The organism is Sneathiella sp. (assembly GCF_029233945.1).
In the GTDB taxonomy this organism is placed as follows: domain Bacteria; phylum Pseudomonadota; class Alphaproteobacteria; order Sneathiellales; family Sneathiellaceae; genus Sneathiella.
Genome location: NZ_JARGOQ010000006.1, coordinates 21770 through 41102 on the forward strand (window position 1 = coordinate 21770; position 19333 = coordinate 41102).

Annotated in this window: 17 protein-coding genes, 1 tRNA gene and 1 riboswitch; of the genes, 11 read left to right on the top strand and 7 right to left on the bottom strand. The window is 53.8% G+C overall.

Annotated features, from left to right (window positions below):
* Positions 1-74 precede the first annotated feature (74 nt).
* Together fbaA and P1U71_RS03280 are read left to right on the top strand one after the other, a co-directional pair.
* A complete protein-coding gene (gene fbaA, locus P1U71_RS03275) occupies positions 75-1145 on the top strand; it encodes a class II fructose-bisphosphate aldolase (protein WP_367281110.1) in 1071 nt (356 codons plus the stop codon).
* A 29-nt stretch (positions 1146-1174) separates the two neighbouring features.
* Positions 1175-1618: a MarR family winged helix-turn-helix transcriptional regulator gene (locus P1U71_RS03280; RefSeq protein ID WP_301104118.1), complete on the top strand. Its 444-nt coding sequence runs from the start codon at positions 1175-1177 to the stop codon at positions 1616-1618.
* A 60-nt stretch (positions 1619-1678) separates the two neighbouring features.
* Here P1U71_RS03280 and ggt read toward each other — a convergent pair whose 3' ends face one another.
* The 3 genes from ggt to P1U71_RS03295 all read right to left on the bottom strand — a co-directional run bounded on the left by ggt (position 1679) and on the right by P1U71_RS03295 (position 4297).
* Positions 1679-3268, bottom strand: a complete 1590-nt coding sequence (gene ggt / locus P1U71_RS03285; protein WP_301104119.1) for a gamma-glutamyltransferase — start codon at positions 3266-3268, stop codon at positions 1679-1681.
* 122 nt (positions 3269-3390) lie between these two features.
* Entirely contained in the window at positions 3391-3606 is a 216-nt protein-coding gene (locus tag P1U71_RS03290; protein WP_301104120.1) for a DUF4170 domain-containing protein, read from the bottom strand.
* A gap of 103 nt (positions 3607-3709) precedes the next feature.
* The gene (locus tag P1U71_RS03295) at positions 3710-4297 is read right to left on the bottom strand and encodes a hypothetical protein (RefSeq protein WP_301104121.1); all 588 of its coding nucleotides are present in this window, start codon (positions 4295-4297) and stop codon (positions 3710-3712) included.
* Positions 4298-4578: 281 nt separating this feature from the next.
* Between P1U71_RS03295 and P1U71_RS03300 the strand changes: the two genes are divergently transcribed.
* A complete protein-coding gene (locus P1U71_RS03300) occupies positions 4579-6216 on the top strand; it encodes an adenylate/guanylate cyclase domain-containing protein (protein WP_301104122.1) in 1638 nt (545 codons plus the stop codon).
* A 6-nt stretch (positions 6217-6222) separates the two neighbouring features.
* Here P1U71_RS03300 and P1U71_RS03305 read toward each other — a convergent pair whose 3' ends face one another.
* Entirely contained in the window at positions 6223-7044 is an 822-nt protein-coding gene (locus P1U71_RS03305) for a NifU family protein (protein WP_301104123.1), read from the bottom strand.
* 101 nt (positions 7045-7145) lie between these two features.
* Here P1U71_RS03305 and P1U71_RS03310 point away from each other — a divergent pair, with 101 nt between their 5' ends.
* The 4 genes from P1U71_RS03310 to fumC all read left to right on the top strand — a co-directional run bounded on the left by P1U71_RS03310 (position 7146) and on the right by fumC (position 10822).
* The gene (locus P1U71_RS03310) at positions 7146-7916 is read left to right on the top strand and encodes an enoyl-CoA hydratase (RefSeq protein ID WP_301104124.1); all 771 of its coding nucleotides are present in this window, start codon (positions 7146-7148) and stop codon (positions 7914-7916) included.
* A 104-nt stretch (positions 7917-8020) separates the two neighbouring features.
* Positions 8021-9220, top strand: a complete 1200-nt coding sequence (locus P1U71_RS03315; protein WP_301104125.1) for a GGDEF domain-containing protein — start codon at positions 8021-8023, stop codon at positions 9218-9220.
* The gene (locus P1U71_RS03320; RefSeq protein WP_301104126.1) at positions 9217-9390 is read left to right on the top strand and encodes a hypothetical protein; all 174 of its coding nucleotides are present in this window, start codon (positions 9217-9219) and stop codon (positions 9388-9390) included. Before P1U71_RS03315 ends, P1U71_RS03320 begins: the two co-directional genes overlap by 4 nt.
* Before the next feature lie 43 nt (positions 9391-9433).
* On the top strand, positions 9434-10822 hold the full coding sequence (fumC, locus tag P1U71_RS03325; protein ID WP_301104127.1) for a class II fumarate hydratase: 1389 nt from the start codon (positions 9434-9436) through the stop codon (positions 10820-10822).
* Positions 10823-10838: 16 nt separating this feature from the next.
* On the opposite strand, the gene P1U71_RS03330 is transcribed toward fumC, so the two are convergent.
* Positions 10839-10912 (bottom strand) — tRNA-Gly (locus tag P1U71_RS03330).
* Between the two features lie 75 nt (positions 10913-10987).
* Positions 10988-11065, top strand: a riboswitch (SAM riboswitch).
* 42 nt (positions 11066-11107) lie between these two features.
* Between P1U71_RS03330 and metZ the strand changes: the two genes are divergently transcribed.
* The 4 genes from metZ to P1U71_RS03350 all read left to right on the top strand — a co-directional run bounded on the left by metZ (position 11108) and on the right by P1U71_RS03350 (position 14959).
* Positions 11108-12325, top strand: a complete 1218-nt coding sequence (gene metZ, locus P1U71_RS03335) for an O-succinylhomoserine sulfhydrylase (protein WP_301104128.1) — start codon at positions 11108-11110, stop codon at positions 12323-12325.
* Positions 12326-12459: 134 nt separating this feature from the next.
* A complete protein-coding gene (gene apaG, locus P1U71_RS03340) occupies positions 12460-12867 on the top strand; it encodes a Co2+/Mg2+ efflux protein ApaG (RefSeq protein ID WP_301104129.1) in 408 nt (135 codons plus the stop codon).
* 36 nt (positions 12868-12903) lie between these two features.
* Positions 12904-13494, top strand: coding sequence for a GTP cyclohydrolase I FolE (folE, locus tag P1U71_RS03345; RefSeq protein WP_301104130.1), 591 nt, complete (start codon positions 12904-12906; stop codon positions 13492-13494).
* Positions 13495-13507: 13 nt separating this feature from the next.
* Positions 13508-14959 (top strand): TrkH family potassium uptake protein, encoded by a 1452-nt coding sequence (locus tag P1U71_RS03350; RefSeq protein WP_301104131.1) that lies wholly within the window; start codon positions 13508-13510, stop codon positions 14957-14959.
* 7 nt (positions 14960-14966) lie between these two features.
* Here the strand turns inward: P1U71_RS03350 and P1U71_RS03355 are convergent, their stop codons facing one another.
* The gene (locus P1U71_RS03355; protein WP_301104132.1) at positions 14967-18089 is read right to left on the bottom strand and encodes an efflux RND transporter permease subunit; all 3123 of its coding nucleotides are present in this window, start codon (positions 18087-18089) and stop codon (positions 14967-14969) included.
* Entirely contained in the window at positions 18089-19330 is a 1242-nt protein-coding gene (locus P1U71_RS03360) for an efflux RND transporter periplasmic adaptor subunit (RefSeq protein ID WP_301104133.1), read from the bottom strand. The genes P1U71_RS03355 and P1U71_RS03360 overlap by 1 nt, the downstream gene beginning before the upstream one ends.
* Positions 19331-19333: the final 3 nt, after the last annotated feature.

Here is a 19333-nt window from a genome sequence, read left to right on the forward strand (position 1 = left end):
AATATTTGTCTCCTATCTTTTCGCGCAGGACACGAAAATAGCCACTTAAGAGGAATTAGACCGTGCAAGAGGAAATCAAGAAGCTGAAACCGGGTGTCGTTACGGGTAGTGACTATCTGGCCCTTGTTAAAAACTGCAAATCGCAAGGATTTGCCCTTCCCGCAATTAATGTCACCAGCACCAATACACTCAATGCGGCGCTGGAAGGCGCGATGCTGAGCAAATCCGACATTATCATTCAACTCTCCAATGGCGGCGCGCAGTTCTTTGCCGGTAAGGGCATCAAGGATGTGGACGAAGCACGGGTTATCGGCGCCGTCTCTGCTGCCCGCCACGCACACACGATTGCCAAAGCCTATGGAATTTGCGTCGTTCTACATACCGACCATGCGAATAAGGGGCTTATCCCCTGGGTGGAAAGCATGATCGACGCCAGCGAAGACGAGTTTAACGCAACCGGCAAGCCACTTTTCAGCTCTCACATGCTTGATCTTTCCGAAGAGCCTATTGAGGAAAATCTTGCGGAATGCGAACGTATTCTAAATCGCCTTGCAAAAATCGACATGAGCCTTGAAATTGAGCTTGGCGTCACCGGCGGCGAGGAAGACGGCGTCGGCAGCGATGTGGATGTTATGGATAACAGCAAACTCTACACCCAACCCGAAGAAGTGCTACAAGCTTATGAGCGCCTCTCTCCAATCGGGCATTTTTCCGTGGCGGCCGCCTTCGGCAATGTTCATGGCGTTTATAAACCGGGGAACGTCCAGCTTCGCCCGGAGATCCTTCAGGCGTCGCAAAAGCATGTGCAGGGCATCTACGACACGAAAGACAAGCCGCTTGATTTTGTCTTCCATGGCGGATCGGGTTCCAGCCCAGATGAAATCGCCGAGGCCGTCAGCTATGGCGTGTTCAAGATGAATGTCGACACCGACACCCAGTTCACTTTCTCCAAGCCGATCGGCGCCTATGTCGAGGCGAACCCCAAGGCATTCAAGTACCAGATCGACCCGGAAGACGGCACGCCCTTCAAGAAGCAATATGATCCACGCGCATGGCTGCGCGAATGCGAGAAATCAATGGCGGAACGTGTGCAGAAAGCCTGCAATGAACTTGGCGCCACAGGTAATTCCATCGCCGTGCCTTAACCTCTTCTGACAAAAAGGCCGCATTAGTTATGTTGAGCAAAACGGATAACACGCTTGGCACACTGGTTCACGAAGTGGCGCATCTGCTCAGGGTCCATATTGACCGGCGGGTCGAACCCTATAGCCTAACACGGGCAAAATGGCTCGTGCTGGGTGTGCTTGATCGCCGTGAAGGAATTACACAAACGGAGCTTGCAGATTATCTCGAACTCGACAAATCGAGCATCGGCCGCCTTCTTGACCGGCTCGAGGAGCGAGGGTTTATCCGCCGTGAAAAAGATCCCAATGACAGGCGGGTTTTTCGGATATTCATTGCCGAAACTGCTTATCCGATACTATCCGAGCTTGAGCAGGTCGCGGACGATGTCCGTGCGCAGGCCCTTTCAGGTATCTCGAAAGAAGACACGGAAAAGCTGCTGACGTTACTGGGCCAGGTCAAGAAGAACCTGATTTCCGCCCGGGATGAATCGTAAAGCATCCAGAGTATAATCATATCCTGCTGAGCAGTGCTTGCGAATCCTTAAATGGCGATCTTAGTAAGCGATCGCGCAACCGTCTTTCCGGGATTCAGATCCGCCGGAGAGAACACCGGTTTCCGGATCGATTGCAATAAACTGTGCGCCCCCAAGCGGCATTGTGGTGTCTGCAAGCTGGTAACCCATCGCGGTTAGCTCTGCGCGAACGTTTGCAGGTATGCCCTCTTCCACCTCAAGGATGCCAGCGTTATAAAATGCGCGCGGGCTATCAATGGCCTCCTGCACGTCCATACCGTAATCCCAGATATTGGTGAGGACATGGGCATGGCCGACCGGTTGATACCCACCGCCCATCACGCCATAGCTGATTGCCGCTTTTCCATTTTTCGTGACCATGCCCGGAATGATCGTATGCATGGGCCGCTTGCCCGGCGCAACGCAGTTCGGATGATCCGGATCGACGACAAAGCCGTATCCTCTGTTCTGGAAAATGACGCCGGTCTGCGGACAGGCAATGCCCGATCCGAAATCCTGGAATAGGGAATTAATAAAGGAGACCGCGTTCCGGTCTTTGTCAACAACACTCAGATAGACCGTATCGCGGTGCCGCTCTAGCGCGTCAGCACCCGTCGGGTCACCCGCTTTACCAACCTCGATATAGCCACAAAGATGCTCCGCGAATTCCTCTGACAGCAACATTTCGGTCGGAACATCAGCTTTTGTTGGGTCCGCAATATATTTGTTGCGGGCGAGATAGGCGAGCCGAGCTGCTTCCGCCTCCAGATGTAGCCGTTTTGCGCCATTTGGATCGAGCCCATCAAGATCGAACCGCTTCAGGATATTGAGCATGATAAGTGCCGTGATGCCTTGTCCACTCGGCGGAATCTGATGTATGCGATGCCCCTGATACTCGGAATGGATAGGCGTTACAAAGTCAGCACCGGTCGCGGCGAAATCATCCGCCTCATGCAGGCCCCCTGCCGCTTTCAAACTATCCGCCATCTGCTCCGCAAGATCACCCTCATAAAAGGCCGCCCGGCCCTGTTTCGCGATCGCCTTCAAGGTAGCAGCCAATTTCGGCAGGCGCCAGACAGTGCCCGCGGCCGGCGGTTTGCCATTGTTCAGGTAAATATCAGTTGCCGCCTTGTTTTTCAGAAGTTTCCCAACCGCGCCTTCCCAATCAACAGACGTGCGTTGCGTGACCACAAAACCATTTTCCGCATAGTCGATGGCCGGTTGCAAAATATCGGCAAAATCCATGGTGCCGTATTTTTCATGCAATCTGGTCCAGGCATCAATCGCTCCCGGGATTGTGACCGAATGGATATTTGTCGGATCCATTTTATCCATGCCATTGGACAGAAGGTAATCAGCCGTCAAAGCCATCGGCGCCTTACCGGAGCCGTTTAGCCCCTCGATCTCACTGCCGCCGCCCATGGCGACAAGGGCGAAACAGTCCCCGCCAATACCGGTCTGCATTGGATCGACGACGCATTGAATAGCACAGGCCGCAATTGCAGCATCCATCGCGTTCCCGCCCGACTTCAGAATGCTCAGCGCCGCCTGAGAGGCTTGCGTATTGGACGTCGCGACTGCGCCTGTCAAACCATAGGTTACGGAGCGGCCAGCTTTATAGAAATTACGCACGGGAAACCCTCTTTTTAATTCGTGATTGGGAAAAAGCAATAGTACGCGATGTCGAGCCGATGTGTAAAATCACAACGGTTCACAACGGACTTTTTTCCGCCACGTGGAAAGAGGAGAGTTTTCTACCAGAGACGGACAATCACATATTTCGTGAAAGCGTCATCGACCTTCATCTGGCTGGCGGCCCGCCAAGCGGCGAGCGCGTCATCATAACTGTCGAAAAACCCGCGTACATCCATGTCGCCTGGATCAGCGAAGTCCTTGCCCCTGGTATCTGTTACCTTGCCACCGAAGACAACAAATAAGCCCTTCGCTACCTTTGAATTCGCCTCTGACATAACATTCCTTTACCAAAATGCTGGCTGCGTTTCATGAATGCGAGCCGGTTATAGAGAGATTGCCAAAAGAAGCAATATACTGCGGAAAATATTAAGAAAATAATTATTCCCAATTATCACGCGACGCCGACAACCCAAAGGAAACCACCGCGAGAGAAACCAGTACGTGATAAATATTCAGCGGATCCATGCCGGTATTGAGCGCCAGCCATTTTACCGCAACATCCGACAGGACGAGACAAATCACACCCAAGATCAGATACATGGCCAGCATTCCGGAAGAAAGGAGCCGAACCAATCCGATCAGGAAGATGATACCAACGAGCCCCATCTGAACATTTGTCGAAAACCGCCATTGTCCCAGCAGCAACGCACCGCACAGAACAACAAGGAGCATTAGCAATATCCACCAATAAAAACGGATGAAAAAATCAGCAAAGAGCCCGGCCAATGCCCCAAGCGCAAAAGCCGCCATGCCGATTGATCCAGCGAAATATTTCGCCGTCGTATGATATGGCTCCACCGCGCTAAACCCGGCGAATTTAAACCCGCCAAGCGCCGCCGTCACGCCAATGCAGACCGCACCAAAAGCCCAGAAAAGATTTGCGGGAAAAAAGGCCTGTCGCGCCAGATTTAATGAAATCAGGCAACATACAACCAGAATTGCTTCAAACGCGACAACCAGATTCATATGAGGAGTATACCCTCTTGCACGACTTTGTCTACAAACCCATATAGCGTTAGTCTTTGATCATTTTCCCGCTTCATGCTATCGGAAACAGCCGCAAAATCAGGAGAGACCCGATTACCAACCCGCCGAGAAAATCAAATAAATCCCTGCCAATTGCCACCGTTTTGGCGTTTAGTTTCGGCACACTGGTCGTCATTACCGTTGTCATCGTTCTCGGTATCAGTCTGAGATCAGGCCTTACGAATACCAGAGACCTACTAGTAGACAAAGCCAACGCCGCCATGGCTGCGACACAAAATGATTTTATTGAGCTTCTCAATCCTGTTGCGTATGAAGCTGTATATATTGCGGAATTGATCAATGCAGACCGGATCGATGTTCATAATCGCGAACAGCTTGCTGATTTTCTCCTGGGCGCCATCGCCGGCACGCCGCAGATCAACACCCTCACCTTCGTGACGCCGGACTTGCAGGTAACGTCCTCTCACCGGCAGAGCAAGGAGATCCTGAGGTTCGATGAAAGCAAAGATCCTGTCGCAAAACAAAGCATTGCCGATCTCGCAACCCGCAGGAAAGGCAGTTGGGGACCCCTTGTTTATGTACCGACGCTGCGGCAGACAGTTCTGAATTTCAGGGAGCCCGTATTCCAGAATGGGAAGTTTGTTGGCGCACTGATCGCAACTATTACCGTATCGACGGTGAATACCCGAATGAACGCCGCGCCCTCGCTGGCAAAGAGCAAGCGGTTTATTCTGTATGGCAATGACCGTGTGATAACGGAGCAAGAGGGTAGTCACTCCTCAACGGGCCTGGATATAACGGACGCGGTTCCCAAACTGGATGAAATAGAGGATCCGGTGTTGCGTGCAATCTGGTCAGACGAGGCAGAGCCATTGAAGCTGATAAACGGGGAAGCCGCCTTCAACAGCCATTATCTGGAAGTGAACGGAGAGGGATATATCTATTTTTACAAAGAGCTTACCGGATACGCCGACAAACCTTTCACCATCGGATACTGGATTCTGAATGACGTGGGTTCCGTTGAACTACGCCGACTACTAATAGCAGGGCTGGCCGGACTTGGAGTCATGTTCTTAAGCATCGTCGTTTCCATTATAATCGGGCGAAAAATATCACGGCCCGTTCTTGCCCTATCAAAGGCATCACGGCAAATATCCAAGCTTGATTTCAATGCTGTCAAAGCACTCCCTCCAAGTCGCTTCACCGAGGTGAACGAAGCCAATAACGCGTATAACAGCATGCTCCGCGGTCTATCCTGGTTTGAGACCTATGTCCCTAAATCACTGGTTCGCAAGCTCATGGAAAGTGGGGAAGCGAAATCAGAAGAGCGGGTCGTGACCGTTATGTTTACGGATATTGTGGGCTTCACTCCGCAGGCCGAAGGCATGAAGACCGAGGAGGTTGCGAACTTTCTCAATCGTCATTTTGAGCTTGTCACCGCCTGCATCGAGGCGGAGGGCGGCACTGTCGATAAATTTATCGGCGATGCAGTGATGGCCTTCTGGGGGGCCCCCGAACGACAGGAGGATCATGCCGATCGCGCCTGCCGGGCAGCAAGTGCAATCAGGATGGCCATAACCGCAGATAATGAAAAACGGCGTAATACTGGCCTCAGCGAGGTTCATATGCGCATTGGCATTCATACCGGGCCGCTAATTGTCGGGAATATCGGCTCCACCGGGCGGCTCAACTATACGGTTGTTGGTGATACCGTTAATATCGCCCAGCGAATGGAACAACACGGCAAGACAGTGTCTCCCGATCAAACAGATGAAGTATTTATCCTGATGACAGGCGCCACGTTTGACGCCAGCCCAAATGTCCTTGCTGAGAAAATTGGCGACACTCAGTTAAAAGGCCGCCATGATCCGGTCACGATCTACCGGATGAACGAATAATTACCGTCACGAGGGCTGATAATAGGGGTTGGTTCCGTCTGCATGATCGGTCACATCCAGCACTTCAGTGATGGATGGCACCAGATTCTGAATTTCCACGGCAACGCCCTGCTTCAATGTCACATCCGCCATGCCGCAACCCTGACAGCCGCCATCAAGACGGACATAGGCACGGTCTTTTTGCAAATCGACAAGAGTAATTCGTCCACCATGGGCCGCGATAGAGGGATTGACCTTCTCTTCCAGCAGATTTTGGATAGCAAGACCTTCCGCCGTTTTCAGCCCCGGCTTCGGCAATGATTCGCGATAATCCAGAACGGCCGTAATCTCCGGAATATAATGACGGAGCATATTCTGAATACCGGTCAGCATTGAGAAGGCAGGCCCCTGAAACTTCAGATAAAGCTTGCCGCTCTTATAGCTGTGAAAAGAGACATCGCCGCCCGATTGCGTTACCGCCGGCACAATCCGCGTTGAGAGCAGATCCTTGATCTGTTCAACAATTTCCGCATCGAATTCACCGGGTGCGTCTTCGTCAGCAGTCGTCGTGACAGACGGATCGCCGCTTTGAAAATGCGCTACAATCGCGCCAAATATTTCCGTCCGGAGCGATGACCAGTCACTCGCGTCCGCCTTCGCGACAACGATGCTTTCTTCCTTCAGGGTAATGGCTGTGACGCCGTCAATGGCATAAAGGCGAGCTGCTAGGGGCGATTTTTCCGCGGCCTCCTCGCGCGTAACGGCAAGCGGGCCGTTTTCCAGGACCTGTTCCGCAGGGAAAAATTCAAGTTCGGTTGCCGTATCGCCTGGCTTCGTCTGGATAAACATCTTTTCGTCTCTATTGTCACTTATGTGAAGACTGAACATTGTGAAAATGCCATAAAGGCCGCATTCACAGTCTTAAACTAATAAAAAAAACGGAGAAAACAATGGCGAAGTTTGTCAGGACCGATCTGGAGGACACTCCCGATGGTAAGATCGCGCGTGTAACCATCGATAATCAGCGAAAACTCAATACGCTGAATTCCGTCGTGATCGGAGAGTTGAACGAAACACTCACTCACCTCGACAAAGACACGGATATCGCCATTCTCATCCTGACCGGCGCCGGAAACAAGAGTTTTATCGGCGGAGCGGATATTTCCGAAATGGCGAGACTGAACCCCGATACTGCGCGGACTTTCATCACCAACATGCATCATGCCTGCCACAAGGTGCGGTACTTCCATGCCCCGGTTGTCGCCCGCGTGAACGGCTTTTCGCTTGGTGCCGGGATGGAACTGGCGGCCGCCTGCGATATGATCGTCGCGTGCGAGAGCGCGCAGTTTGCAATGCCGGAAGTGCGGGTTGGCATCCCATCGGTCATTGACGCCGCGCTTTTGCCGCAGATACTGGGCTTCAACCTTGCCCGCGATCTTGTGCTGACGGGCAGGAGCCTGAGTGCAACGGAAGCGCGCGACGCAGGCCTTGTCCAGCGCCTAGTCGAGGATGATGCGCTTGATGCGGAAGTTGATAAGGTGATTGCAGAGATTCTTGATGGCGGCCGCAACGCAATGGCCATTCAAAAGCAGCTCTGCAACGATTGGGAAAATAATACGCTGCGTGATGGCATTCAGCTGGGGATCGAGGCCTTCTCACATTCCTATGAAAGCGACGAGCCCCACAAGATGATGGAAAAATTCCTGAACCGACCACGCTAGCATTTGGGTCCTGCCAGCCGACGCCACGCAAATTCATTACCTTTAACGGCAAATTTTTGTTATGAAGGGGCCATGATTTTTGCCGCGTCGGGGGTGGGCAGCCAGTGTTGGTTTACTTATACAATGTGTTTTCGGGGGGTAGCCGCCAGTCGCTGTCGGTTGAGGCGGTAGACCGCCTTTTTTCCAATGACAGCCATTCCCCCCTCCTAAAACGCCGCCGGGCCCGCGTTATCCTGTCGCGGGTCCGCTTTTTAAGCCTCCTCTGCGTAGTAGCCTTTCCCATCGGTTTCTTGCTGGATTTTGCAACATTCGATGTTGAAAGCTATGTCACCCTCGGGATTACGCGGGCCCTGATGGCCATCCTGTTTCTGTCGCTTTTCTTTGGAATAAGCAGCGGGGAAACCCTGCGGGATGCATATCGGGCTCTCGGCATCTTTTTCGCGATCCTGCTGACCTTTCAGACGATGTATCAGCCTTTGCTCGATATCACGGACATTTTCGCAATCACCAGCCTTGCCGCCGCCGGGTATCTGTTATTTCCCTTCCTGATCGTTGGATGTATCGCCATCTTTCCGTTTACGGTTAAAGAAGCAGTTCTCACGTTGATCCTCTTCTTTGTCGTGCAGATGTTTATCCTTATCCTCATGCCGGAACATGCGGATCCGCATCAGCGTCTCGGCATTCTGCTGACCCTTATGGTGACGGGTTTACTCTGTGTATTCGCCGCCATCAGCCAGCTTCTGTACATATCTCTGCTGATCGACCAGGCGTCCATCGACTCGCTAACTCAATGCTATAGCCGTAACAGCGGGGAGGAAATTATCGATGTGCAGTTCAAGATAGCCAAACGCCAGAACATGCCTTTTTCTCTCGTGTTTGTCGATCTGGACAATTTCAAGGCCATAAATGATCGCTACGGCCATGAGGCCGGTGACCGGGTTCTTGCCAACGCCGCCGCGAGCATCCGCCGCAACGCACGCGGATCGGATGTTATTGTCCGTTGGGGAGGCGAGGAATTTGTAATTCTTTTGCCCAATACCGATGCGGAAGGAGCGCTCAAATCCATACGCAGGCTTCGCAATATTGGCCTTGGCGCGCGTCCGGACGGCAAGATGATGACCGCCAGCTTCGGTATCGTCGATCGACAAAATGCCAATGTCGGCGACTGGTCCTCGCTTGTCGATATTGCGGATAACCAGATGTATGACGTCAAGTCGCGGGGCGGGAATGACATAGCCGTATATGATCCGGCGGTTGATGCTGAGGCAGAAGCCGAAACCGATGATCTGGCAGCGGCCGAATGATCCTCAAGATTCTCTCGGTTGTCTTTGTCGTTCTGTTTGTTGCGCGTATTCTGTTCGCCCGAAAGCTAAAGGAAATGGGCAAGGCTGCCGACCGCACCCTTAATCTTTTTCTGATCGCCATCGCGATTTATCTCTGCCTACAGGCGCTCATTGTATATGCGATGGCGTGATACCAGATAGTGAGACAGGCTGCTGCTTCATAGGAGATCGTTTATGTCCGCCACACGAATTGAAACGGATACGATGGGAGAAATCTCTGTCCCCGCAGATCGCTACTGGGGCGCGCAGACCGAACGATCACTTGAGAATTTCAAAATCGGCACGGAGCGCCTGCCCGCTCCCCTCGTTCGTGCTCTTGGTCTGCAAAAAAAGGCGGCGGCACTCAGTAACCAGATGCTGGGACACCTCGAAATCCAACTCGCCGATGCCATCATCATGGCGGCGGATGAGGTTATTACGGATAAACTTCTTGATCATTTTCCGCTGGTTATCTGGCAGACAGGGTCCGGCACCCAAAGTAACATGAACGCCAATGAGGTGATTGCGAACCGTGCCAATGAAATTCTAGGTGCCCCGCTCGGGCAAAAAAGCCCGGTCCATCCCAATGATCATGTCAATTTGGGGCAAAGCTCCAACGACAGCTTTCCAACCGCCATGTCCATCGCCGCAACGGAGCAGGTCACGCATCACTTGCTCCCCGCTCTTGCGCATTTTCATCAGGCCCTGCAGCAAAAAAGCAAAACCTTTGCCGATATCATCAAAATCGGCCGCACGCATACGCAGGATGCGGTGCCCATCACCCTCGGTCAGGAGTTTTCGGCCTATGCCCGGCAGATGGAACTCGGCATGGCACGCCTGAAGGATGCCCTCCCCCGGGTGATGGAACTCGCACAGGGCGGCACCGCCGTCGGCACGGGGCTGAATGCCGCACCGGGTTTTGCGGAAATGTTCGTCTCAAACCTTTCCGATTTGACCGGCCTTCCCTTTACCAGCGCGGAGAATAAGTTCGAGGCAATTGCCGCCCATGATGCACTGGTCGAGCTTTCCGGCGTTCTGAATGTGATCGCGACGAGTGCCATGAAAATTGCCAATGATATCCGCTTTCTCGCGAGCGGCCCGAGAAGCGGTCTCGGTGAGTTGATCCTCCCGGCGAACGAACCCGGCTCCTCGATCATGCCGGGGAAAATCAACCCGACACAATGCGAGGCGGTAACGCAGGTCTCGGCGCAAATCATGGGCAATCATGTGACGGTCACCGTCGCCGGCTCCAATGGGCATTTCGAGCTGAATGCATTTAAGCCGGTGATCATCTATAACGTCCTGCAATCGATCCGGCTCCTCGGCGATGCCCTTCGGAGCTTTACGGATAATTGTGTCACCGGGATCGAGGCGAACAAAGGCCGGATTGACGAGTTGATGGCGCAATCACTGATGCTGGTGACCGCGCTCAACCCGCATATCGGCTATGATAACGCCGCCAAAATTGCCAAGAAAGCCTATGCGGATAACAGCAGCCTGAAAGAAGCCGCGCTCGCGCTGAACCTTCTCACCGAGGAACAGTTCAACGACTGGGTCCGCCCCGAAGATATGGTGGGGAAGTAAAAGAAAAACAGAGAAATGGAGCGGGCGAAGGGGATCGAACCCTCGTCGTAAGCTTGGGAAGCTTCTGCTCTGCCATTGAGCTACGCCCGCAATTTCCCTTGTAAGTACAGAAAGACGCTTTTTTCTGCAATAGAAATTCTTGACAGCCCATAACCATAGCGATAATTATTTCGATGTGGTGATTTGTGCCGACCGGCTTGCGGCCACATAAAAGAAACGCTAAAAGGTCGGGGCTCGTAGGAACCCTGATCGATGGTCGGGGTTTTTTTATGCCTCGAGGATAATATGACAAACGAAAAAGAGACGGCGCAAGCCCGCGCCAAAAGCTACCGAACCGCCACAAAACTTGTACGCGGCGGGACAAAACGCTCCCAGTTTAACGAAACAAGCGAAGCCATTTTTATCAATTCCGGCTTCGTTTATGACAGCGCCGAGCAGGCGGCGGGGCGTTTCAAGGGCGAGAATGAGGGATTTATCTACTCCCGCTACGCCAACCCGACCCTTTCCATGTTCGAAGAGCGGATGATCCTTCTCGAAGACGGCGCAGAAGCAGCCCGCGCAACCGCGAGCGGCATGGCCGCCGTGAATGGTGCGCTGATGTCTTTGCTGAAAGCCGGGGATCATGTAGTTGCCCCAAAGGCGCTCTTTGGCTCCTGCCTTTATATTATCGAGACGATCCTGCCGAGGTTCGGTGTTAATGTCACCTTGATTGACGGGACCGACATCGATCAATGGAAAGACGCCCTCAATGAGAAGACGGCCTGTGTATTTTTTGAAACGCCGTCCAACCCGGCGCTTGAGATCATGGATATTGCCGCTATTTCCGACCTTGCCCACAAGGCCGGCGCGAAGGTCATAGTCGATAACGTCTTTGCAACGCCGGTTTTGCAGCATCCCCTCACCCTGGGCGCAGATATCGTTGTTTACTCCGCAACCAAGCATATCGATGGGCAGGGGCGTTGCCTTGGCGGGGTCGTTCTGGGGTCGGAGGAATTTGTCGAGGACACCCTCGCCCCCTATCTCAAGCATACCGGTCCCGCACTCAGCCCATTTAACGCCTGGAACATGCTGAAAGGCCTTGAAACACTGGAGCTGCGCGTCGAAAAGCAATGCGACAATGCGGAGAAGGTTGCCGCCTTCCTGGAAGATCATCCGGCGGTCAGCCGCGTTATTTTCCCGGGTAGCGAAACGCATCCACAGCATGCCCTTGCCAAGCAACAGATGGCGCGCGGCGGCACGCTTGTCACCTTTGAAGTCGCGGGCGGTCAGGAAGCGGCCTTCGCAGCCCTTAACCGGCTGTCTCTGATCGATATCAGTAATAATCTCGGCGATGCAAAATCGCTGATTACCCATCCGACAACGACGACCCATTCCAGCGTCGATGACGCCATTAAGCAAGAACTTGGCATTACGGAAAGCATGGTGCGCCTATCCGTCGGGCTGGAAGATGTGGATGATCTTATTGAGGATCTGGGCTACGCCTTGAGCCGCCAAAAAGATTGAGATATGGGGCGGCGGGCTTCACATTTCCGCCGCTCCGCCCTGCTCTTTTACCGATTTACTGGACAAAGCGCCCCTATGGCGCAATATTCAGGGGAATTAAGCCAATCAGGTAATTGAAGCAGACGGTGCAGGATATGACGGAGACGGCCGCCTATAGCAAGATCACGGAAAATATTCAGGTCTCGGTGACACCCGTCTTTCTGCAAGACCGCTCGCGCCCCGAAGATGGCTTCTATGTCTGGGCCTATCAGGTCAGGATAGAGAATCAGGGAACGCACACAATAACCCTCAAAAACCGTCATTGGCGCATCACCAATGCCGAGGGACATACAGAAACGGTAGATGGCGAAGGCGTCGTCGGGGAGCAACCCGTTCTTGCGCCGGGTGATATTTATGAATATACCAGCGGAACGCCGCTTTCGACGCCATCGGGCATCATGGTCGGCTCCTATGATATGGAATCGGAAGAAGGAAATATGTTCGCAGTCGATATTCCGGCGTTCTCACTGGATAGCCCGGACGCCATGTCGTCCCTTCACTAAAAGGCGGCGCAGCCCATCCCAGGAAATAATTCAGATATGAACAAACATTGCCATCCAAAAAAGCCAACGAAAGATCAGGCCGAAGAGGCCGTACGGACCCTGATCCGCTGGGCAGGGGATGACCCGGAACGCGAGGGACTGGTCGGAACGCCGGACCGGGTAGCGCGATCATATCTGGAATTTTTTGCGGGTTATAACGAGGACCCTGACGCCTATCTGTCCCGCACCTTCGAGGAAGTCAACGGTTATGACGAGATGGTGGTCCTGAAGGACATCCGGGTTGAAAGCTATTGCGAGCATCATATGGTGCCGATTATCGGTGTCGCCCATGTCGCCTATATGCCCAGCAATCGGGTCGTCGGCATATCAAAACTCGCGCGGGTTGTCGATGCCTACGCCAAGCGACTGCAAATACAGGAAAAGCTGACCCGGCAGATAGCGGAAACGATCGAGAGGACGCTGCAACCGAAAGGGGTCGCCGTCATTATCGAAAGCGCGCATCAATGCATGACAACCCGCGGAGTTCATAAAGACGGCGTCACCATGGTGACGAGTACGATGCTCGGCATCTTCCGCCGGTCCGACATCACGCGGCGCGAGTTGCTCTCATTCATCAATAAAGGCTGAGTGCGGCGGGGCCGTGAATAACTTTCGCCTGATTTTCGCAATCAATGGAATTCTCCTAGTCTTTATCGGACTTGCCATGCTTGTGCCCGCCGCTGTTGACCTTGCGGTTGGCAACAGGGACTGGCAGGTGTTCTTAGTTTCAGCGGCGGTGTCGATTTTCGTTGGCGGTGGATTGTTTCTGTCAAATCGCGGGAGCGGCCTGGAACTTGGACGGCGTCAGGCGTTTCTGCTGACAACAGCTGTCTGGATCATCCTGCCGGCAACTGCGGCGCTGCCCTTCGCTTTCAGCGAGATGAACATCCCCTATACGGACGCCTTCTTCGAGGCGATGAGCGGCCTGACAACCACTGGCTCAACGGTTTTGACTGGTCTTGATACAGCGCCGCCGGGCATCCTGATGTGGCGCGCATTGCTGCAATGGACCGGCGGCATCGGGATTATTGTGACCGCCATTGCCATCATGCCCCTGCTCAGGATTGGTGGCATGCAGCTTTTCCGTATGGAAGCCTCTGAGGCGACATCAGAAAAGGCATTGCCGCGCGTTGCGGATATCGTCAAGGCAATCTGCTATATCTACCTTGTCCTGAGCCTGATTTGCACGCTTGCCCTCTGGATGACGGGGATGAGCCTGTTCGATGCGATTACCCATGCAATGACGACGATCTCAACGGGCGGGTTTTCAACATCCGATAAATCCGCCGGTGATTTCGAAAGTCCCCTTGTCGAGAGCATCATGGTCGTTTTCATGATCATGGGGGCGCTTCCCTTTCTAATGTATCTGCATATTGTTAAGGGAAAGCCGGGCAGCTTTCTGACGGACAGCCAGGTCAGATGGTTTCTCTCGATCGTCCTGATCGGGATTTTGGCGATTACCATCTGGCAAATACGGCATGAGGGTATCTCTTTCTGGGTTGCCTTGAGGCATGCCACCTTCAATGTGACCTCCATTATTACCGGCACAGGCTACGCCACCGCCGATTACAGCCGCTGGGGCGGATTTGGTACGGCCGCGTTCTTCTTTTTTATGTTTGTCGGCGGCTGCGCGGGCTCGGCCTCCTGCAGCATCAAGATCTTTCGCATACAAATTCTTGTTGAAACCGCGCGCTGTCAATTGATGCAGATGATCCGGCCAAGCGCAATCTATAAGCCCCGCTACAATGGCCAGCCGCTTGCCGAAGAAACCATCGGATCGGTCACCAGCTTTGTCTTTCTCTTTCTTGTTATCTTCGCCCTGCTCACAATCGCGCTTGGCCTTACCGGTCTGGATTTCCTGACCGCTATTTCAAGTGCGGCAACATCCATTACCAATGTCGGACCGGGCCTCGGGGATACCGTCGGCCCCTCCGGAACCTTTAAATCGCTCTCTGATCCCGCGAAATGGCTGATGTCCCTTGGCATGCTGCTGGGTCGCCTTGAGCTTTTTACCGTTCTGGTGCTTTTCTCCCGCCGCTTCTGGCAGCGCTAATCGTTCGTTAGCCCTGTGCTTTCGGGAAATAGAGCGCCTTTATCCAGCCCGTCATACGACCAAAATCCTCCTGAATGACCAACAATGCCGGCACCAGGAAAAGAACCAGGAATGTCGCCGCCATCAATCCGAACACCAATGTAATGGCCATGGGGATCAGGAACTGTGCCTGGAGGCTGGTTTCAAAAAGCAACGGGGTCAGGCCGCCTATTGTTGTGAGGGACGTGAGCAGGACCGCCCGCAAACGATCACAGGTGCCGCCGACTACCGCCTCCAAATAGGCTTGCCCCTTGGTCAGCCGCTCATCAATCACGCTGACCAGAATAATGGAGTTATTGACCAATATCCCCGACAGCCCCAACAGTGCAATCATCGAGAGGATCGTAAGATCAAATCCTAGCAGATAGTGACCAAAGATTGCCCCGACCAAACCAAACGGGATAATCGACATCACCACGACAGGCCGCCAATAGGATGAAAACACCCAGGCCAGAATAAGATAAATCGCGGAAAGCCCGATTGTGGCGCCAAACTGCATATCCGCAATCGTTTCCGCCTGTTCCTCCGATTTACCGGCAAAGCGGTATTTCAGATCATATGTCGCGGCGATCGCGTCAAGTCCGCCGCCAGGCAGGGCCGCCAGCACCTGGTCCGATGACGTCAAATTTTCATCTATTTCCGCCGCAATGGCGACTTCACGCACGCCGTCCTCGCGCTTGATCCGGGCGTAGCCGACCTGATTGCGCTCGGTAACAACCGCCGATAGCGGCACTTCAATCCCGGATGAGCTTTTCAGGTAAAAGTCCCGCAGGGCTTCCATGGCAATCTGGTCACGCGGCAACTGCACCCGCACCGTCACCTCCTCATCTCCTCGAGCAAATTTTCGCGCGATCACGCCTTCAAACCCGGCCCGCACTTGAGAGGCGATATCCTCGGTCGTGAAGCCGAGCGCCCGGCCACGCGGAGTGAGCTCAAGGATTATTTCCTGTTTGCCATGCGGCAGATCATCCTCGATATCCGAGACACCTCGGAATTTTTTAAGGAGATCCTTCACCTCCTCCGCTGCCTCTTTCAGCGTATTTACATCATCGCCCTTCAGCCGAATGTCCAGTTCCCGGCCTGGCGGGCCGCCAATCCTCTCAGTCAATGCAATCCGTTGAAGGCCCGGCATTTCCGTAATCTCCTCTCGCCAGGCCTTGACGAAATCCGCCGTTCGAACATCCCGAAGATCGGCAGAAATAAGCTCCACCATCATGCCGCCGCGATTATCTCCGGAAACAGAGCTGAACTGATCGCCGGTACTGATGCCAATCTTTCCCAGCGCCATAATAATCAGGCCGCCGTCTCCATTCGTGAGGTCGTTCTCGGCCTTGTAGAGTGCACGCTCCAGCTCCTTGACCATGGTTTCCGTCTCGCTGCGAGCACTACCGGGCGCAAAAACAACATTGGCATTAATCACATTGGCCTCAGGGGAGGGGAAAAAGTTAAATCCGATCCGACCGCCCATGAAGAAGCCGAAAGAAATGATCAGCATGGCAACAGCGGTCGCAAGCGTCGCATACCGCCAGCTCACCGCAAGCTCCACCAGCCGCTTGAACAGATGGGTCTGGAAATAGTGAAATTTTTCATCGAAGCTCTGGCGCAGCCGACTCGCTCCGTTTCCCTGAAAGCGAAGCGCATGACGCATATGGCCCGGCAATATCAGGAAGCACTCGATCAAGCTGGCGACCAATACCGCAACGACGACTGACGGGATGGCACGAATAATTTGTCCAATGATATCCCCGATCAGGAAAATCGGAAGAAAGGCGGCAATGGTTGTCAGACTGGACGCAAACACCGGCGCCAGCATCCGAAGGGCGCCCCTCTCCGCCGCCTCGGCCGCGGACAATCCAGTTGAGCGCAGATATGACGCATGTTCTCCGACGACAATCGCATCATCGACAATAATACCAAGGGACATGATAATCGCGAACAGGCTGATCATATTGATCGACTGTCCGGTCAGGAGCATGACCCCGGCCGTCGCAAAAATCGCCACCGGTATGCCCGCCGCCACCCAAAAGGCGACACGGACATTGAGAAAGATAAACAGGATAATCAGAACTAACACCAGGCCGCTCACGCCATTATTCAGCAGCAGGCGGATACGGTCCTCTATGAGGCTCGCCTGTACGTCATATTGCCTGATTTCAAGCTCGGCTGGCCAACGGCTCTTTTCCCGCTCGAAATAACCGGAAACTATCTTTGCCGCTTTCAGGGCATCCGTTGACTGGGCCCGCTGAATACTAATCTCGACCGCCGCGCGACCATGATGCAATCCTGTCGATCCCTTTTCGACAAACTGGTCGCGGACGTTGGCTATGTCGCGCAGATATATTTTCTGTCCGTCGTCAAATGACTTGATCTCCAGCTCCCCAAGAGACTTCGCATTGGTCTTTTGTTCAAGCGATCGCAGCTGGCGCTCAAAACTGCCGGAGACAGTCCCGAGCGGCACGTCCTGGGAATTATTGCGAATGATCGTGGCAATATCGGTAAGACTGAGATTTAGCCGTCGCAAGTCCCGCTTGTCGACATCCACCCAGATTTCCTCATCCCGCGCACCAAAGAGGGTAATCTTGTCGATCCCGAGATTCAGCAGATCGTCACGCATTGTTTTGGCAATCTGCTTGAGAGCTTCCTCCGAATAAGGACCCGAAACCGAAAGGCGGGCAATGGGATCATAGATCACGACCCGCTTTATGATGGGAGTCTCGATGGTATCGGGGAAGGTCGTAATTTGCGAGACCCCCTGCTCGACATCCGAAAGCGCGGCCTGCATGTCGGTTCCGGGCTCAAACTCCACAACAATCGCGCTGCTGCCCTCCACCGAATAGGAGGTGACGCGCTTGACTCCATTGAGGAATCGCACCTCCGGCAGGATCGCCGTCGTGATGTTGCTATCGACATCCTCTGCGCTTGCGCCCGGCCAGATGATGCTGGTGGTTATCACCTCAGTTCCAAAGTCCGGAAAGAACTGAGTATTGAGCCGATAGATCGACGCGACCCCGATGACAATCATCATGATCATCAGGAGATTGGCCGCGTTTTTGTGCCGGACAAATATCTTAACGAGGCGGCTGATATCCATCAGCGTATGTCTACCTTCAGGTTAGGGCCGATCTCGGGAAGCCGGCTCGTTACAACCAGCTCACCTTCCTTGATATTCCCGCGGACGAATATCTCTCCGCCGTTTCGCGCTGCGATCTCGACCATGCGGGGCTCTAATCGTCCTTCCGTCACAACATAAACTTTTGAGTTCTCATAAATGCTGCTATCCGGAAGCTTGGCCACATCGGAATATCGATTGCCCGAAAGAATGACCTCTACGAAGGCGCCCGGCCGCAAAAGCGGGATATATTCGCTTGCGTCCAGAACGGCAAAAACCTCGACACCGCCGGTCTCGGAGCTGATTTCCGGGCTCAGGCGGGCCACACGGCCGTTGAAGACAAGCTCAGTATCGCCGGATTGCCAGCTAACAATAACCGGGCGCCCAACAATGCCCACACTACTGCCGAGCAAGAGGCCGTACTGACTGTCAGAGAGGAGAAATCGCGCTTCCATCTGCGTGGCGTCAATCAGCCGGGCAACCTTGTCGCTCGCGCCAATATTCTTGCCAAACTCCGCGCTAACTTCCGTCACATAGCCCCTGAACGGTGCCTGAAGGCTGGTGTTTTCCAGATCGCGCTCCGCCCGGCTGACCCCCACTTCAAGCCGGTCAATGACGGCCCGCTGCTGGCCAATGCGGGTTTTCAGAATATCAAGCTGCGCTTCCCGCAGCTCAACTGTCTGCCGCTGTCGGCTGAGAGCCGATCTGGCATCATCGAGGGATTTAACCGAGATATTGCCCCGTGTGGCGAGACTTTCAGATCTTTCGACGTTGCTGATTTCCCGCTCCTGCACCTCGCGTTCACGCTCCAGTGCCACCCCTTCTGATTTTTGCGTCGCCACCAGTTCATTCAGTCGCGCACGCGCTTCGAGCAAGGACGCCTTGTCCTCATTGAGTTGGGCCTCGAATTCAAAAGGATCAACGCGGACCAGCAAATCACCCTCGTCCAAAAGTCCGCCTTCACGAAAATTATCGCCAACCTCAATCACCTCGCCACCGACGAGTGATCTTAACTCGACATCTCGCACGGCCTTCAAGGAGCCAAAAAGGTTTAGATCAACGGATTGATCCTTAAACTCAATCGGAACCGCCGCAACGGTCCAGACTCGTTCCTCCACGACCTCCGGCTCGATTACCGGCTTTGTCGTTACCATGTAGGCCGCCAACGCAACTCCCGCCCCCAGAATAACAAGAGGTAGCAGTATCTTGAGTACGAGCTTCACGCC

Excerpts from the sequence above, each read along its gene's own strand:
- metZ (WP_301104128.1), top strand. The coding sequence starts at position 11,108 with ATGACAAACGAAAAAGAGACGGCGCAAGCCCGCGCCAAAAGCTACCGA.
- apaG (WP_301104129.1), top strand. The coding sequence starts at position 12,460 with ATGACGGAGACGGCCGCCTATAGCAAGATCACGGAAAATATTCAGGTC.
- P1U71_RS03280 (WP_301104118.1), top strand. The coding sequence starts at position 1,175 with ATGTTGAGCAAAACGGATAACACGCTTGGCACACTGGTTCACGAAGTG.
- fumC (WP_301104127.1), top strand. The coding sequence starts at position 9,434 with ATGTCCGCCACACGAATTGAAACGGATACGATGGGAGAAATCTCTGTC.
- P1U71_RS03295 (WP_301104121.1), bottom strand. The coding sequence starts at position 4,297 with ATGAATCTGGTTGTCGCGTTTGAAGCAATTCTGGTTGTATGTTGCCTG.
- P1U71_RS03355 (WP_301104132.1), bottom strand. The coding sequence starts at position 18,089 with ATGGATATCAGCCGCCTCGTTAAGATATTTGTCCGGCACAAAAACGCG.
- P1U71_RS03300 (WP_301104122.1), top strand. The coding sequence starts at position 4,579 with ATGGCTGCGACACAAAATGATTTTATTGAGCTTCTCAATCCTGTTGCG.
- P1U71_RS03320 (WP_301104126.1), top strand. The coding sequence starts at position 9,217 with ATGATCCTCAAGATTCTCTCGGTTGTCTTTGTCGTTCTGTTTGTTGCG.
- P1U71_RS03310 (WP_301104124.1), top strand. The coding sequence starts at position 7,146 with ATGGCGAAGTTTGTCAGGACCGATCTGGAGGACACTCCCGATGGTAAG.
- P1U71_RS03305 (WP_301104123.1), bottom strand. The coding sequence starts at position 7,044 with ATGTTTATCCAGACGAAGCCAGGCGATACGGCAACCGAACTTGAATTT.
- folE (WP_301104130.1), top strand. The coding sequence starts at position 12,904 with ATGAACAAACATTGCCATCCAAAAAAGCCAACGAAAGATCAGGCCGAA.
- P1U71_RS03290 (WP_301104120.1), bottom strand. The coding sequence starts at position 3,606 with ATGTCAGAGGCGAATTCAAAGGTAGCGAAGGGCTTATTTGTTGTCTTC.